The sequence below is a fragment of the Phycisphaerae bacterium genome (assembly GCA_012729815.1).
Taxonomy (GTDB): Bacteria; Planctomycetota; Phycisphaerae; order JAAYCJ01; family JAAYCJ01; genus JAAYCJ01.
On record JAAYCJ010000355.1, the window covers coordinates 1 to 16030 of the forward strand.

Annotated in this window: 11 protein-coding genes and 1 CRISPR repeat array; of the genes, 7 read left to right on the forward strand and 4 right to left on the reverse strand. The window is 61.7% G+C overall.

The window, feature by feature from the left end; translation table 11 throughout:
• The 7 genes from GXY33_22610 to GXY33_22640 form a co-directional block, all read left to right on the forward strand.
• The coding region (locus GXY33_22610) for a carboxypeptidase regulatory-like domain-containing protein (protein ID NLX07944.1) at positions 1-242 on the forward strand (242 nt) is incomplete at its 5' end.
• Between the two features lie 142 nt (positions 243-384).
• The gene (locus GXY33_22615) at positions 385-1848 is read left to right on the forward strand and encodes a cellulase family glycosylhydrolase (GenBank protein ID NLX07945.1); all 1464 of its coding nucleotides are present in this window, start codon (positions 385-387) and stop codon (positions 1846-1848) included.
• Between the two features lie 139 nt (positions 1849-1987).
• The gene (locus GXY33_22620) at positions 1988-2851 is read left to right on the forward strand and encodes a TIM barrel protein (protein ID NLX07946.1); all 864 of its coding nucleotides are present in this window, start codon (positions 1988-1990) and stop codon (positions 2849-2851) included.
• A 38-nt stretch (positions 2852-2889) separates the two neighbouring features.
• Positions 2890-4020, forward strand: coding sequence for a Gfo/Idh/MocA family oxidoreductase (locus tag GXY33_22625; protein ID NLX07947.1), 1131 nt, complete (start codon positions 2890-2892; stop codon positions 4018-4020).
• Positions 4021-4237: 217 nt separating this feature from the next.
• Positions 4238-5359 carry a GntR family transcriptional regulator gene (locus GXY33_22630; protein NLX07948.1) on the forward strand — a complete coding sequence of 374 codons (1122 nt, stop codon included), beginning with the start codon at positions 4238-4240 and terminating at the stop codon, positions 5357-5359.
• Positions 5356-6000, forward strand: a complete 645-nt coding sequence (locus tag GXY33_22635; protein NLX07949.1) for a prepilin-type N-terminal cleavage/methylation domain-containing protein — start codon at positions 5356-5358, stop codon at positions 5998-6000. The genes GXY33_22630 and GXY33_22635 overlap by 4 nt, the downstream gene beginning before the upstream one ends.
• A 26-nt stretch (positions 6001-6026) precedes the next feature.
• Positions 6027-9380 carry a hypothetical protein gene (locus tag GXY33_22640; protein ID NLX07950.1) on the forward strand — a complete coding sequence of 1118 codons (3354 nt, stop codon included), beginning with the start codon at positions 6027-6029 and terminating at the stop codon, positions 9378-9380.
• A 127-nt stretch (positions 9381-9507) separates the two neighbouring features.
• Positions 9508-11384: a CRISPR direct-repeat array (repeat unit 36 nt; unit sequence GTTGTGAATTGACTGCAGGTCGGGGTCGGTTACAAT).
• Positions 11385-11433: 49 nt separating this feature from the next.
• Here the strand turns inward: GXY33_22640 and cas2 are convergent.
• The 4 genes from cas2 to GXY33_22660 all read right to left on the reverse strand — a co-directional run.
• The gene (gene cas2, locus GXY33_22645) at positions 11434-11739 is read right to left on the reverse strand and encodes a CRISPR-associated endonuclease Cas2 (GenBank protein NLX07951.1); all 306 of its coding nucleotides are present in this window, start codon (positions 11737-11739) and stop codon (positions 11434-11436) included.
• Positions 11730-12644 carry a type II CRISPR-associated endonuclease Cas1 gene (gene cas1 / locus GXY33_22650; protein NLX07952.1) on the reverse strand — a complete coding sequence of 305 codons (915 nt, stop codon included), beginning with the start codon at positions 12642-12644 and terminating at the stop codon, positions 11730-11732. Before cas1 ends, cas2 begins: the two co-directional genes overlap by 10 nt.
• Positions 12637-15579: a type II CRISPR RNA-guided endonuclease Cas9 gene (cas9, locus tag GXY33_22655; GenBank protein ID NLX07953.1), complete on the reverse strand. Its 2943-nt coding sequence runs from the start codon at positions 15577-15579 to the stop codon at positions 12637-12639. The genes cas1 and cas9 overlap by 8 nt, the downstream gene beginning before the upstream one ends.
• A 282-nt stretch (positions 15580-15861) precedes the next feature.
• Positions 15862-16030: hypothetical protein (locus GXY33_22660; protein ID NLX07954.1), on the reverse strand; the 169-nt coding region annotated here is incomplete at its 5' end.

Consider the following 16030-nt stretch of genomic DNA (forward strand, 5'->3'; position numbering starts at 1 on the left):
ACGCCGACGGCCAACCGATCGCCGATCAACCGGTCTGGCTGATCCCCACCGATCAGCCGGGCAACCCCTACGGCGTGACCACCGACGTCCACGGCAGAGCATGGTTCTGGTGCAAATCCGGGCCGGGAACCTACACCGCCGTGGTCCAGCGGGACGGCCAGACCCACCAGACGCAAATCACCCCCGCCCCACCCGGCCAGTGGCTCCAGATCAAGACCGTCCGCTGCCGGCTGCCTCAATAGGCCGGCAAGGAACGTGCGTCATCGGGTATTTTTGTTGAAAGAGCCCGCCGAGCGAGTATAGTGCCTCAGCGCGCTCACCATGGTGGTGAGCGGGAGCGGCCTGAAGCCCGCGAACAACTCGCGACGGAAAGGAACGGTTGCCATGGCTCCGATACGCATTCATCCCCAAAACCCGAAGATATTCGAGGGTCGCGGAGCGCCGCGGGTTCTGGTCTGCGCCACGGAGCATTACGGAGCGGTCATGAATCGTCCCTTCCGATTCGATCGCTACCTCGACGACGCCGCAGCCAAATTGCAAACCCTGACCCGCACGTTCATGCTCTTTCGCGAATTCCAAAACATGTACAACCCCTATTCCACGTGCAAACCCGAGTCGACGGACTACATCGCGCCGTTTTGCCGCGTCGGTCCGGACCTCGCCGCCGACGGGCTGCCCAAATTCAACCTCTCGCAGCCGAACCCGGAGTTCTTCGACCGCCTCCACCGTTTCCTGTCCAAAGCCTCGCAGCTCGGCATCGTCGTCGAGGTCGTCCTGCTGAGCAACACCTACATGCCCGAAATCTGGGCGGCCAACCCGCTGAACCGGATCAACAACGTCAACGACGTCGAGGACATCCGCTGGCCCGACTACCTGAGCCGAAGGCATCCGAAGCTTTTCGCCTGGCAGACCGCCCACGTCCGCAAGATCGTCGAGGAGACGAACCGGTACGACAATATCTTCTATGAAATTTGCAACGAACCGGGCGGCGCAGCCGGCGGTCCCGACGACCCGACGATCGAGGAGGTCAACGACTGGCAGATGGCCATCGCGAAGGTCATCCGCGAGACCGAAAGCCGCCTGCCCAACCAACACCTGATCGCCGGACAGGAGGCCCTCGTCTACAACCCCCTCTTCGAGCAGCGGTCGGACAAGTCGTTCGGCGATTTCGGAATCGACGTGGTCAACATCCACCCGCTTCCCAACACCGTGTACGCCGGCAAGACGTACTACCTGGGCGGGTTCATGTCGAAGGAACTGAGCCTGGAGCCATTGCGAGACTACTGCCTGGCGGCGTATGACGAGCTCAAGCCGCTCAATATGGACGAGGACAACACCGCTTCGCGGTTCAAGGACTTCGACGGCTGGACCATCCACCGTAAGCGCGCCTGGACGACGCTGTTGTGCGGCGGGCATTACGACTACATCGATTTCTCGATCATCAACTACTGCGAAACCGGCACCGAGGAATCTCAGCGGTGCATTCGGACGTGGATGAGGCACCTCTCGGACTACATCCATTCGATCGATCTGGTCCGCGCCAAACCGATCCGCGACCGGCTGCGCGGGCAACCGGCGGCGACGGTGGCCTCGGTATTCGGCGTCGCCGATGAGGATATCAGCATCTACCTGGCCGACGGCCGGGAACTGACCGACAAGGACGCCGGCCGGGCGATCGGGGGCCAGATCATCCTTGATCTGCCCGAAGGGGAATACCAGGCCGCCTGGTTCTCACCCGTCGACGGGACCTACGATCCGCCTTTGGTCCTCCGAGGCGGAAACGGCATGCGCCTAGCCGTTCCAGCCTTCACCCACGACGCTGTGCTGCGGATCAGAAAAAGAGGATAAGCGGCACGCGACATCCCACTGGCTTCGCTCACGTCCTCCCGCGCCGCCGGACGAAGTTGCACCATAAGTAATATAGTTGCCTATTGCGGTTCGACGAACAGGGGTTACATTGATCGGGGACTCTGTGGAGGAGATGCGTATGAAGCTCGGCTTTATGGCTTGGTGTTTTCCGTCGCTCGACCTCGACCGCGTGCTGGCCTGGGCCGTCGAGCGCCGGTTCGAGTGCGTCATTCTCGACCGCTGGCCGTGGGATCTCGCCGAGGCCAAAGACCTTTTGGCCAGATACGACCTGAGCGTCACCGCTTTGGGCACTTCGGTCAACATCCTCGATCCCGACCCAGCCAAACAGAAAGACAACGTCGCCCTGGTCAAGAAGATCATCGCCCACGCAGAGAAGCTTAACGTCCCGACGGTCGAGATGTTCGCCGGACGCAATCCCAACACCCGGGTCGAGGACAACTACGCCCCGTTCAAGAAGGTCATGACCCCCCTCGTCAAGTTCGCCGCCGACCGCGGACGGCGGATCTCGGTCGAGAACTGCCCGATGATGCACGACTCCTGGCCCGGCGGGACCAACATCGCCTATTCGCCGGCGATCTGGGAGCGGATGTTCGACCTGGTGCCGGCTGAGAACTTCGGGTTGACCTTCGACCCGGCCCACTGCGTCTGGCTCGGCATTGACTACCTCGCCGCCGTCCGCGCCTTCGGCGATCGCATCTTCGGCGTTCACGCCAAGGACTGCGAGATTCTCCACGAGGTCCTCGCCGTCGCCGGCATTCTCGGCGACCACTGGTGGCGCTACCGCATGCCCGGATGGGGCGAGGTCGACTGGCCGGCGTTCCTCTCGGCCCTTCACGAGGTCGGCTTTGCCGGCGATCTGAACCTCGAGCACGAGGACGTGCTCTTCGGTTTCGACGATCTGCCCAATTCGCCCGAAAAAGTCAAGCAGGGCCTTCTGCTCGGGCAGAAGTTCCTCAAGCCGTACCTGCCCGATCCGATCTGACCGCACCCGCGGCGGCCCGTCCATACAGGAGCATACACATGGCCACCTCCAAAGCGTCCAGGAAGATCAACCTCGCGATCATCGGGGCCGGCGGCATCTCGCAGGCCGTCCACCTGCCCGGCTTTAAGCTCTGCAAGGACGTTCGCGTCGCCGCCCTGTGCGACGAGTCCGAATCCCTCGCCCGCCGCGTCGCCGAGCCGTTCGGCGTGCCCGCGGTCTACAGCGACTATCAGCGGATGCTGGAAAGCGAACCGCTCGACGCCGTCGTGGTCGCCACGCCGAACTATCTGCACTATCCGATGGTCATGGCCGCTGCGCAGCGGAAGCTGCACGTGCTGTGCGAAAAGCCGCTGGCCCTCGACGCCACGCAGGCCCGCCGGATGCGCGACGCGGTCAAACGGGCCCGCCTGGTGAACATGATCGCCTACAACTACCGCTACGTGCCGGCCATCCGGTTCCTCAAGCAGCTTATCGACGACGGCACGCTCGGCCGGGTCTACCACTTTCGGGCGTTCTACCTGCAGCTCTGGGGCGGCGACGGGGCCTCGTGGCGGACCCGGCGAAAGCTGACCGGCAGCGGCCAACTCGGCGACGTCGGCTCGCACCTGATCGACTACGCCCGGCACCTGATCGGCGAGTTTGACTCGGTCTGCGGCCTGACCCGCACGTGGCTGCCCAAACGCCGCGACCCAAACACCAACCGCTGGGAAAAAACCGACGTCGATGACGCCGCCTCCTTCATGGCTGAGTTCAAGAACGGGGCAGCCGGCGTTTTCGAGGTCACCCGGTTCGCCCCCGGCCGCGGCTGCGGACTCAACGAGCACCAATCCATCGAGATCAACGCCGAAGGCGGCACCGTCGTCTACGACTACCAGAAGCCCGATGAGCTTCAGCTCTGCCTGACCCAAAAGGACATGGCGGCCGCCCGCTTCGTCCGCACCAGCGTGCCCGCTGCGGTCCGCCAATTCTACGGCCCCGCCATCTGGAAGGCTTTTCGCCAGTGTCCGCCATTGGGCTTCCGGCTCAAGCAGGCCCGCGACTTTATCGACGCGATCCGCCATCGCCGTTCGGTCACCCCCAACTTCGACGACGCCCTCCGCGCCCAGCAGGTTATCGACGCCATCCTCCAAGCCGATCGAAGTCGCCGGTGGGTCAAGGTCCCCAGGTAGGCTCGGATCCCCTTGAGCTTCCGGTCCGCGATCCGTGACACGCGGTCCCGTTGCGAATCCAGACGACTGATGCCTACCGATTCTGCCGCCCGGCCAAGCTCGCAACCGGCATAAGCCTATAACCGATTGTAGGGGCGGTACTTGTGGCGACACAGATTCGCCGAACCCCCGGTGATTTTCGCTTGCCATTCTCGGATCGCTGCGATACACTGGGGTCATGTCTAATACCAGTATTAATACCAGTAATCCAGTCTATGCCTCTCTGGTCGAGACCCTCCGCGACGAGATTCACGCCGGCCGAAGCCAGCCGAATCAGTTGATCGGGTCGGAACACGAGATGGTGCGGCGGACGGGCCTCAGCCGCGTATCCGTCCGGCGGGCCATCGACCAGCTTGTCGATGAGGGGTTGGTCGAGCGCCGCCCCGGCAAGGGCGTCTTCGTTCGCGATCGCCATGTGGCCACGCGGCTGGTCGAGATCGTGGTGCCCGACATGACCCGCGAGCCGTGGGTCCGCATCGTTCGCAGCGCCCAGCGGTCCGGGGCCGATCGCGGCATCCAGATCCAGCTCCACGACGCCCACCAGTACGGCGACCTGGACGTGACCCTCCGCGTCCTGGAAAGGCTCCCTGAACTGGCCCCCAGCGGGGCGATACTCGGCTCGATCTGCCACCCGCGCTTCGCCGAACTGATCGTCAAACTCAAGGGGCAGGCCTATCCGTTCGTCCTGATCGGCGAATCCTGGCGCGAAATCGAGGTGCCCACCGTCTCCGCCGACAACCGCGCCGGCGGCTATACCGTCGGGCAGGAACTGGTCCGGCGCGGACACCGGCGGATCGGCTACATCGGCCCGATGGTCGACCCGACGGCACGGCGGCGGTTCGAGGGGCTGCGCGATGCGGTCAACGACGGCGGCGTCGCCTTCGACCGCGCGCTCGTCGGCGACCTGGTGCTCGAAAACCCGCTGGTCAGTTGGGAGCGGGCGGTGGACCAGGCGATCCGACGGATGATGGATCAGCCGGATCGGCCGACGGCCATCCTCTGCTGCACCGACGGGGCGGCGGCTGACGCCTGCCGAACCCTCAAGCGAATGGGCGTGGCGATCCCCAGCGACATCAGCGTGATCGGCTACGACGATGAGCCGATCTGCCGCTACCTCGATCCGCCGCTGGCCTCGGTGCGTCAGCCGGTCGAGCAGATGGGCCAGGCTGCGATGGAGATGCTGATCGGCCGAATGGGCAACCCGCGCGGCGCCATCGAGCACTGCGTCCTGCCGGTCGAGTTCGTCAGCCGCGCGTCACTGGCGGACAGGCTTGCCGATGCCGGAGGAACGCCCGTATGAAACCGAGAGCCTTTACCCTGATCGAGTTGCTCGTGGTGGTGGCGATCATCGCCGTGCTGGTGGCCATGCTGCTGCCGGCGCTGAGTCAGGCCCGCGAATCGGCCAGGCTCATTCAGTGCGACAGCCGCCTGCGGCAGCTCGGCGTAGCCGTGCGAGCCTACCTCAACGACAGCGCCGACATCTTTCCCGCCGGCTGGGATCCGCCGGGCTCCGGCTACTGGTGCATCTGGAATCCCCGCCAGTGCCCGTTCTACCCGTACGTGCACGGCGACGCGCCGATCGCGACGCCCGAGAGCTTCGAGAACAGCCGCAGCATCGTCTTCTACTGCACGGTGGGTGAGCGGCGGGCGACGTTGGCCACCAACGCCACGTACTTCTACAACTGGAAGCTCGGCTGGCACTGGCCGCCGGCCGGGTGGACGGTTCCGGTCAACGTCGATCGTCTGGCCGATCCGACGCGTTTCGGCGTGCTGCTGGACATCGACGACGGCAACTGGGGCGGGTTCCACGGACAGGGCATAACGCCCGTGCTCTGCGCCGACGGCCACGTGGACAATCATTCCGGCTCGCCGACTCCCAGCGTCGACGCGTTCGAGGAGTACATCGGCTCGGGCCCCACCGCCCCTCGAGGCGGCCTTTAGACCTTCGCTGTGAACCGGAGAACTTCATGCGATTTGCTGCCAGTCTTCTTGCGATCTGCCTGCTTGCGGTTCCTTCGTTTGCCATCGGTTCAGACGATACGGTCGTCTTTCGCGACGACTTCGAATCGGCGGAGTATGCGTGGGGATTTTATGAGTCGCCGACCTCGAACGACCTGCCCGCCGGTGTCCAGGAGATCACGCACGAGATCGTCCACGACGGCAAAGGGGCTTTGCTGGGCCGAACCGCGCAAGGCTGCGTCGATCACCTGCGCTTCGACCTCGGCGTCGTCGAGTCCAACAGCGCGCTGAGCTTCTGGTATTATCTGTCTCCCGATTTCACCGGCGACCAGATTCACCTCTACGTGCACTCGAAGACCGACCATCAGCGATATCTCAAAATCCTGCCGCCGACCAAGGGCCGATGGACGAACGCCTCGCTGCACCTGGCCCGCGACGTCTCAGCCGAGCTGATCGACGACGAACTGGCCGGCTTGGAGATCAACGCCATCGGTAAGGGCACGTTCGTGCTCGACGACGTGACGATCGTCAACCGCCCGCACGCGTCGCTGACGCTCGAGTCGCTGGACGCGCCGACGACCGCGACGCTCGGAGACGCGATCCAGGTAACGGCGAGGTTCGCAACCGAAAGCCCGGTCATCTACGAACTGTCCAAACCGATGGCCGAGTGGAACAGCCGCTACACCGCCGCCTTGTTGGCGACTCAGGCCAACCAGCCGGTCACGCTCGAAATCCCCGAATGCGCGCCGCCGGGAACGTACGAGCTGCGCCTCAAGGTTCCCGGTGCGAAGGTCAACACGAACGGCAACGAACCAGCGGCAACCATCGACATCAAAAGCCGCCCGCGTCCCAAACCGCAATCGCCCACCGTCAAGCTGGTCCGCGCAGACGTTCCGCCCGCCGCGTCGCTCGGACAAACGCTGACCATCGAAGCCGAACTCACCGCCGCTGCGCCGCTGCCCGATGGCACACGAGTCTCAATTCTCCTGAAACAGGACCAGGTGCTCTGGCTCGTGCACGATCAGGACCTCCCACCCATTCATGACGGCCGCATCACCTTTCGCGCCGAACTGCCGATCCCAAACGACATTCCCACCGGCCAATACCAAGCCGCCGTCTGCATCGCCGCCCAGGCAACGTTCGACGCGGGCCGCCTCCGCATCGACGACCCCAACGCCGCAGCCTACCCGATCCTCCGACGCGCCCTCGGCTACGGCACGTTCGTCGACGAGCGGCAAGTCCCGCACTTCTGGTACGTCAACCAGGGCAACGCCCTGATCTGGGACGGCCGGCCCTACCTGCCCGTCGGCGGCATGTTCGAAAGCAGATACCTCGTCAGCGGCGGCAACCCGCAGCAGTGGGCCAAGGACCTCCATTCGATAACCCTGCTCGCCGCAAAGGGCGTCCTCGACACCTACGTCAATCCGCCCGCCCGCTTCGGCCACGTGCCAACGTGGATGTGGCAGCACCTGATCGACAGGTTCGAAGACCTCGGCATCCGCTACGGCCTCGAGCTCACCGCCTTCGGCTACGGCAGCCCCGAAACGCACCTCGACGCCTACGTGGTGCGGATGTTCGAGGAAATCGGCGGCCGCAGCCTCGACAGCGGATCGGGCGACGCGGTCCATCTGGGCAACTTCATGATCGACAACATCACCGCCTCGGGCGTCCATCGTCCGGCCAAGCCGATCGAATTCGGCGCCGCCCACACCAAAATCCACCGCGTCAACCACGTCCTCTACGCCCTCGTCGATCGAACCGATCCCGCCCTCGTCGACGTCGGCCAAGCCCTCTTCCGATTCGCCGACAACAAGCTCGACGTGGCGGTCGACCTGACGCTGCCGCGAGAAGGCCACACCTACACCGCCTACCTCGTCCCCAACGTCACCTTCAACGGCCCCTTCGGCAACTACTGGCAACACGGCGCGCGTTTCGCCGATGCGATCGGCCGACACCTCTCGCAGCTGCGCCTGGGCCCGGGCTTCCGATTCATCGTCGATCCGATCGACAACGAGCCCGGCATCTACGGCGACCACGCGGGCTTCTTCTTCCACTTCCCCGAATTCCAAGCCGAGTACGCCGAATGGCTCCGCGCGAAATACCGAAATATCGCCGCCCTGCACGAGGCATGGGCGGTCAGCCCGGCCACGCCGCTCGCCGGCTTTACCTCCGCCGCCAACCTGACCCCGCTCCAGGCCGGACCGCTCAACAGCCCGTGGCAAAACCGCGCCTTCGCCTGGTGCCCGACCAGCAAAACATCGCACGAACTGGACTACGCCACAACCCAGCTCTGGTACGACTACCTCGACTTTCGCCACCACTCGTTCATGGAGCACCGCAACCGTCTCGCCGACGCGATCAAACGCGTCGCCGACGTGCCGATCGTCTTCAAACGCGCCTACATGGACAGCCGCTACGCCGGCAACACCCGCCTGCACGGCGGCTTCGACGGCGTCGGCATCGAAGACTACGGCTCCGGTGATCGCCTGACCTACATCGCCCTCGAAGGCCACGGCAGATGCGCCGACTCGATGCGAACGCTCTGGTGCCTCACCACCGAAACCCACCACGAAGGCGGCATGCACTTCGACTACGTCGGCTACCGATCCGAAGCCGACATGGTCGATACCTTCAGCCGACAGATCGCCGGCGGCTCCAAAGGCATCTACCACTTCCTGCTGAGCACCTCAGCCGGCTGGGAAAACCACGCCCTCGTCAACGACCCCAAACAACTCGACTGGATGCGGACCTTCGCCCAGCGCCTCGCCGCCCGCGCCGACCAAATCGCCGACTACGCGCCCAACGTCCACTGCTCGTGGCCCGCCGGCGGCATGTGGTGGCGAATCCCCAACGACCGCACCGCCTTCCTCCGCGACGACTACCACGGCGGATTCTCCGTCGAAGCCGACGACGGCACGTGGTTCACCGCCACCTACGAACCGCTCCGCCATCACAGCCGGATCGTCCTGGTCAATCTCGAAAACGCCCCAGCCACCGTCCGCTACGGCCCGACCTTCGAAAAACTCCTCGCCGACCCCAGCCGCCAAATCATCTACGCCGGCCTCCGCCGCGACCTCGGCGCCCTGTCCATCGACAGCTACTTTACCGACCGGTTCATCACGATCGACAACGCCGCCGCCCAGGTCCTGACGCCCACGCCCACCAGCACCATCCTCCGCCAGACCCCAGACGGCGAAGTCTGGGCCCTCGCCGACGGACGCCTCCAGATCGTCAGCCGCGCCGACCTCTACGCCAACCTCGGCTCAGACCCCCAAATCAAACACATCCAACCCAACGGCGGCCCCCTCACCGACGTCATGCACGAAATCCTCGAATATCCGAAAGACATGCCGAAGCAGTAGCAAGGCCCACCGACCCGCCTTACCTACGCCGCCGGATTGCGCCATGAAGTCAACTGCAGGCTGAGCTAGCACACCAAACAGCAGACTGCAAACGCGGCAGACGATGGCGGGGAGGGCGAGGGTTCATGTTGTGAATTGACTGCAGGTCGGGGTCGGTTACAATAGGACCGCGGGATCGTCTGCCAGGGCAATCGTTGTGAATTGACTGCAGGTCGGGGTCGGTTACAATCTCGCTGCCGGTCAAGATCACCGACGGCAAGTTGTGAATTGACTGCAGGTCGGGGTCGGTTACAATGACACATTATGATTATGCCGATATAGTCAGTTGTGAATTGACTGCAGGTCGGGGTCGGTTACAATTCACCTACGACGTGACGTGCAAGCTTGTCGTTGTGAATTGACTGCAGGTCGGGGTCGGTTACAATTGGGACGTGATGAAGGCCACCGAGCAGCATGTTGTGAATTGACTGCAGGTCGGGGTCGGTTACAATACGCCAGAGGTTACTGCCGGGCTGCTGAAGTTGTGAATTGACTGCAGGTCGGGGTCGGTTACAATCCGCAGGCCGACACACAACTGCCACCACCAGTTGTGAATTGACTGCAGGTCGGGGTCGGTTACAATGAGTTGCAGCGTGGCCTCGCCGCCATCGGCGTTGTGAATTGACTGCAGGTCGGGGTCGGTTACAATTGTTTCGGCGAATGCTGGGCTTGTACTAGAGTTGTGAATTGACTGCAGGTCGGGGTCGGTTACAATACAGTTGGCGGTTGACATAGATAAAGCAGCGTTGTGAATTGACTGCAGGTCGGGGTCGGTTACAATGCACATTCGATGATCACTGGGTTTCTCAATGTTGTGAATTGACTGCAGGTCGGGGTCGGTTACAATGTCGAGCCGTGCATCAAGGCGGGTACGTCGGTTGTGAATTGACTGCAGGTCGGGGTCGGTTACAATGAATCGTGCTCGTTCCGCCGACTCTGCGGGTTGTGAATTGACTGCAGGTCGGGGTCGGTTACAATGAGCCAAAGCCGCGAATCGCTGGCCGTTAGTTGTGAATTGACTGCAGGTCGGGGTCGGTTACAATTCTGGCTTGTGTGGAGGAGCCACCAGATGTGTTGTGAATTGACTGCAGGTCGGGGTCGGTTACAATCGGCTTTCAGATCGCCGTACCAGTAACAGCGTTGTGAATTGACTGCAGGTCGGGGTCGGTTACAATACGTGGGCCTGGGGATGATCGGCCAGCACGGTTGTGAATTGACTGCAGGTCGGGGTCGGTTACAATGCTTCGAGATACGCGGCAACGCTTCCAACGTTGTGAATTGACTGCAGGTCGGGGTCGGTTACAATCCGTCCCACTCGGTCAGTTTGTGGCCGACCGTTGTGAATTGACTGCAGGTCGGGGTCGGTTACAATGGATTGGAAACCTAAACGACGATTGGAGGAGTTGTGAATTGACTGCAGGTCGGGGTCGGTTACAATCCTGCCCCATGTACTGCTCGCACGATTCCAGTTGTGAATTGACTGCAGGTCGGGGTCGGTTACAATCGGCGTGGTGCTCGACCCGTTTGGCGGGTAGTTGTGAATTGACTGCAGGTCGGGGTCGGTTACAATTCGGGGACTTGCCGTAGACCTCTTCGACCTGTTGTGAATTGACTGCAGGTCGGGGTCGGTTACAATTCGACCCGCGACAAAAGTGCAATTGCATCGTTGTGAATTGACTGCAGGTCGGGGTCGGTTACAATGAAACGCAATGATGTGGTAGCGATCAATGAGTTGTGAATTGACTGCAGGTCGGGGTCGGTTACAATCCGGGCCAACCCGACCGTCAACGCCATTCTGTTGTGAATTGACTGCAGGTCGGGGTCGGTTACAATTCCGCCATGGCGGACGCCATGAACGAATTGGTTGTGAATTGACTGCAGGTCGGGGTCGGTTACAATCTACGTGGACACCGCCAACCTCTGGCACCAGTTGTGAATTGACTGCAGGTCGGGGTCGGTTACAATACCCGCCCTGCAAGTCCAGCGGCGGCAGGGGTTAAGGGCGATTCGAAGGTCAGAAAAGCTCGAGTTGCTTGGGGGCCGGCGGCGTTGGTTTGCGCATTTTTCCCCAGAAAATCCTCATCTTCTCGAACTGCTTGTCGGTGATGCATAGGATTCTCACCTCGCCGTCATCCGGCAGAAACGACGCCACGCGATCGGCATGCACAGCCGTGTTTTCCTCGCTGGCGCAGTGCCGAACATACACCGAATATTGTATCATGGTAAACCCGTCCTTGATAAGGTTCTTTCGGAAGGTCGCGTACGCCTTTCTGGCTTGACGGGTGTCGGTGGGCAGGTCGAACATGGCGATCACCCACATGGCCCGGTATCCGGAGATTCGCATGGCTGGGGGATCTCCAAAGTCTTCTGTTCGCCAGCAAAGCATCGGGCCAGCGAAGCGGTCATCCGCGGCAGCGCCACCATGAAGGGTCCGGCGGTATCCCCAAGTTGGACCGTATCGGTCAGCACAGCCAGGAGATGGGCTTTGACGTCCCGGTCGATCTCGGTCTTACCATCGAGGGCAATCTGTCTGGCCCGCGCGTCAACCATCGGTCGGAACGGCTCCATCAGGTCGTCCGCCAGCGCGTAGGCGTTGTATTTGTTTCGGTGATGGATGCCGATCGATGGATGCAGGCCGGAACAGCACAGGGCGCGGGCGACGGCGGCCCGCAGGACGGCGTAGCCGTAGTTGAGAAAGTTGTTCGGCGCATCGCCCTCGCGCTTGCGCCGAAAGCGGCTATCGCAAAAGATGGCCTGCCAGTAGATGCGGGCGGCCTGGGCCTCGACGTTGGACGTGTCGGCGGACTTGACGCGGTAGGTGAGGGCGATGAGGCGGCTGTAGTCCGGATGGTCCTTGCCGAGCAGGTCGGCCTGATGGCGGATTTTGGCCTGGACGATCTGTTTCCAGAGCTGTTTCTGAAGAGGCAGCTTGGCCGCGATCTGCTCCCGAAACCGCTGGGTCTGGACCAGATTGGCTGAGAATGGCACGAGCATCCCAGCGGGTAGGTGATCCGGTCCGCACAGCAGGATGACCGCCTCCTTTTCCAGAAGCGCCGTCAGCACCTGGCCGGAGACGGACACAGCGGGCTGATCGAGGACGAGGACCCCGATATCTTCGCACGGAATCGAGACATCGTCTTGCCCTTCCCGCTGAAGGATCATCTGTTCTTGCCGCAGCGACAGGCGGCACGGACTGGATGAGATTTCGACGGTCCGCTTAATCATTCGCCGGGCGCATTCTGCCGAGGTAGTCGACGGTTACCTTATATCCGTCAAGGGTGTTGGGGCTCTTGCGCAAGACTGTGCGCGGGTCATCAACCCTGGAATCTGTATGGAGTCGAAGAATGACTCTGGTATTCCCTGCATCAAGCTTCTGGACCCGATACAGCACATACTGTCCATCCACCTTAACGTGGACCAGTTCATTGGTGCTAAGCGACATGACGAATCTTCTTCCTGATCCATGGTCGCGGTTGATTAGGGGGAGACCTCTTTGAACGCGTTGAGCGGCGTCGAACATGGACACGACCACGCCATCTCGCTTAGCCACCCGCTTGGCGTCGGTGTACTCGAAGATTTCAATGTGGTGGTTGGACCCAGGCTTGACGTACCGGTACGGCTTGCCCGTTCGGGTCTTCATCTTTGTCATAGGGATCAGATTCGTAAACGTGTCCCGGATACGGACTTTCTTGACGGGCACTCCGGATGGCATCGTTAGAGGTTCGGCAAAAACTTCCGTGGGAATATTCGAGGGCGGATTGTTGGGATCAAGGCCCTTCTGTTTGAGGCGCTCCATCACGAGATTGCGGATGGCGGGATCAACGATCTGCGCGATCATGGGCCCTTTGAGGTCTCGCACCGACTTACGGTAAGCATAGACGTTCTCCTCGGCGGTCGGTCCGTAGGCAGTTTCCTCATGTAAGGCCCCGTAGACCTTCCGTAGCGGCCTGAAGGAGACGTTGATGTCGTTGATCCGATTGGCGACATCATCGCGAAAGCGCTCCCAGGGAAACGGCAGAGGATCACGGACAATCCCTTTTGTGCGGGCAAGTTGTTGCAGGTGCGAAGGCGTGGTCAGGGCGACGACGACGGCATCCACAGCATGGTGGCGGTGGTCGTCGCGATTCTTGGTGAACCCGCCGGTATGGTTCAGAATCTGATTAAGACCCCAGTGGTGGCGAAGCTCAGCAGTGACCTGGCCGCGGGTGCAATCAACATCCATAACAAGCGACTGCAAGTACCTGCGCACTTCGCGGCTGATGTATCGGGTGTCGTTCAGTTGCCGGTCGATGCACTGGCCCAGATCAATCGCCTGCTGGGTGAACTTTCGGCGTTTGCGCCACGGGAGCGGCTTGATCGCCTGGAGCATGCGTTCGTACCGGTCGGGAAAGGCGGCCAGCCACTCCTGAGGGGTCTGGTTTCCCTTTTCCCGGTTCGCTGACGTGAAGCAAACGACCTTGTTCATCATCGAGTCGTCCAACGATCGCGGGTAAGGAAGGATGTGATCGACCTGAACGTCGGAACTGAAAAGCTGGCTCCTGGCGATGGTGTTGCCGGTGTAGGGACACGTCTGGCCCTGTTCGTTCCAGAGGCGAAGCCGCTGGATATCGTCGCGGCCGGGATTGGTGATCCCGTATTCGCTTCGGATGCTCTCGCGGACTTCTTCGCGCTCCCGCTCGTTTTTGAGCATCCGAAGGTGCAACTCGTTACGGTCATCGACCGATCCGTGCATGTCGCGGGCAAGCTCAACCACGATCCGGGCCGGTTTGCCGTACTCCCGGATGATCGCGTTGACGACCTTTCGGACCTCGTGAAGGCTTTTCTTGACAATGGGATTGCGGATATCCGGCGGTTGCGGAAGCCGGTCGTGATTGTCACCGGCCTTCTGATCGGGACGAAGGTATCCAGCCTTCTTCACAGCGTCGGCCATCCGTTCGCCCTGCTCCATGAACGGCAGAAGCTTCAGGATGGCCTTCTTCGAGAGGTGCAGGTAGCCATCGGGCAGGTCGATCTTGAGAAGCGCCTCAATCTGCTCATCGTCGGCAGCCCACTCTTCCCCTGCAATCCGGCGAAATTCGTTTGGGTCCTCGATTTCCAGCAGAGCTTCAGTGATGCGGTCGCGGTGAGCCTGCATTTCGGCCCAGCGTTTCCTGCCGAACGCCTTGGCAAGGCCCGCTTCCATGAGGTTGCCCTTCAGGCTCTTGCGTTTCCCTTCCTCGTAGTTGAAGGTTTGCGTTTCAAGCAGACCGAGCGCCTTGCGGATTTGGTCGAAGTCCATCTTCGCTCTGGTTCCAAGGACCTCAACCAGGGTTTGCCGCTGATCGGGAGCCAGAGGCATGCTTGACCCGTCGGGGTTGATGATCTGGAGGTTGTTGATGTCCTGAAGCATTCGGAACTGCTGGGCGTGCCAGTCGGCCTTCGGACATCGGCGCTGGTCGGTCTCGAACTCGCAGAAGCCGATCAGTTCATCCTGAACCCGCAAGGGGAGTTGAAAGAAGATTACCTCGTCCGCCAGCTTCTTCTTGAGTTCATCAGAGAGGATTGGCCCGTGGTATTCCGTTTGCCTGGCCCAGATTAGATCGAATTCCCGCTGATACATCTCGCGTCGCGTATAGCGATTTCGAATGCGTTCGGACCTTCCAAGCCGATGCAGGTATTCGCCAAGGGTTCGGCATTTCGCGGAAGCGATCTGCTCTTCGAGCTCCGTGATGGACTTGAGGACTTTGCCATCCTCTCGGGACTTGCCGGACTTGCGATTCGACTTGAATCCCCTGCGCTGGTTCAGGTGATACAGGACCCGCCCAAGTTCGTGAGGGGCCAGCCGCTCATCGAGCGCTTTGGCGCGGAGTTCGTACGGGTCAAGAAGACACAGACTCCGAAAGCTCTGGTCGTCGTCGGGCCACAGACCCGCTTCCTTCAGGATCGCCACGAGTCGGCCTTTCCGCCTTCTGCGACGTTCCTTGATGCGTCTTGCCCCGCGAGCTTCCCGGCGGGTCATGTTCTTGGACTTTTCAAGACCCTTGGTGTCCCGATCCACTCCCTCGGGAAAGATACGCACTCCAGCGTCAACCAGCGAGACTTCTCTGTCGCCTTCCTGCCCGAGAAGTGCCCATCCTATCGATGTTGGCCCTAGATCCAGCCCCAGCACGTATGGAACCATGCCGCATCTCCTTCAACTGCCGCCCTGTTCGCGTTTCCAGCCCACGCGGATGAATTGCATCATCTCAGAAAACGCTTGACAAGTCCAGCGTTTCATGGGAAGATAAGGGCATTGTAACCGACCCCGGCCTGGTGTCTTCTCACAACAAGTGACTTGTCACTTGCTGTGGCAAGATCACGCAGGCTATGCCCCCGATCGTCGGAAACGACGATCGGGGGCACCTTTTTTGCGGGATTGGGACTCGGTTTGCCGTGGGTTTGGGAGTTCGACGACAGGTCCGCCTTACGCCCAGGCGTCGCCGCGGATGGTGGTGCGGGGTTTGATGCCGGAGATGCCGGGGACCATGGTGCCGCCGGGGCTGAGCACCGGGAACCAGCTACGAAAATCGCTGCTGAGCTGGCCGTTCTGGATCAGCTCAGCCATGCCGCTCTGGCAGAGGCACTGCGGATCG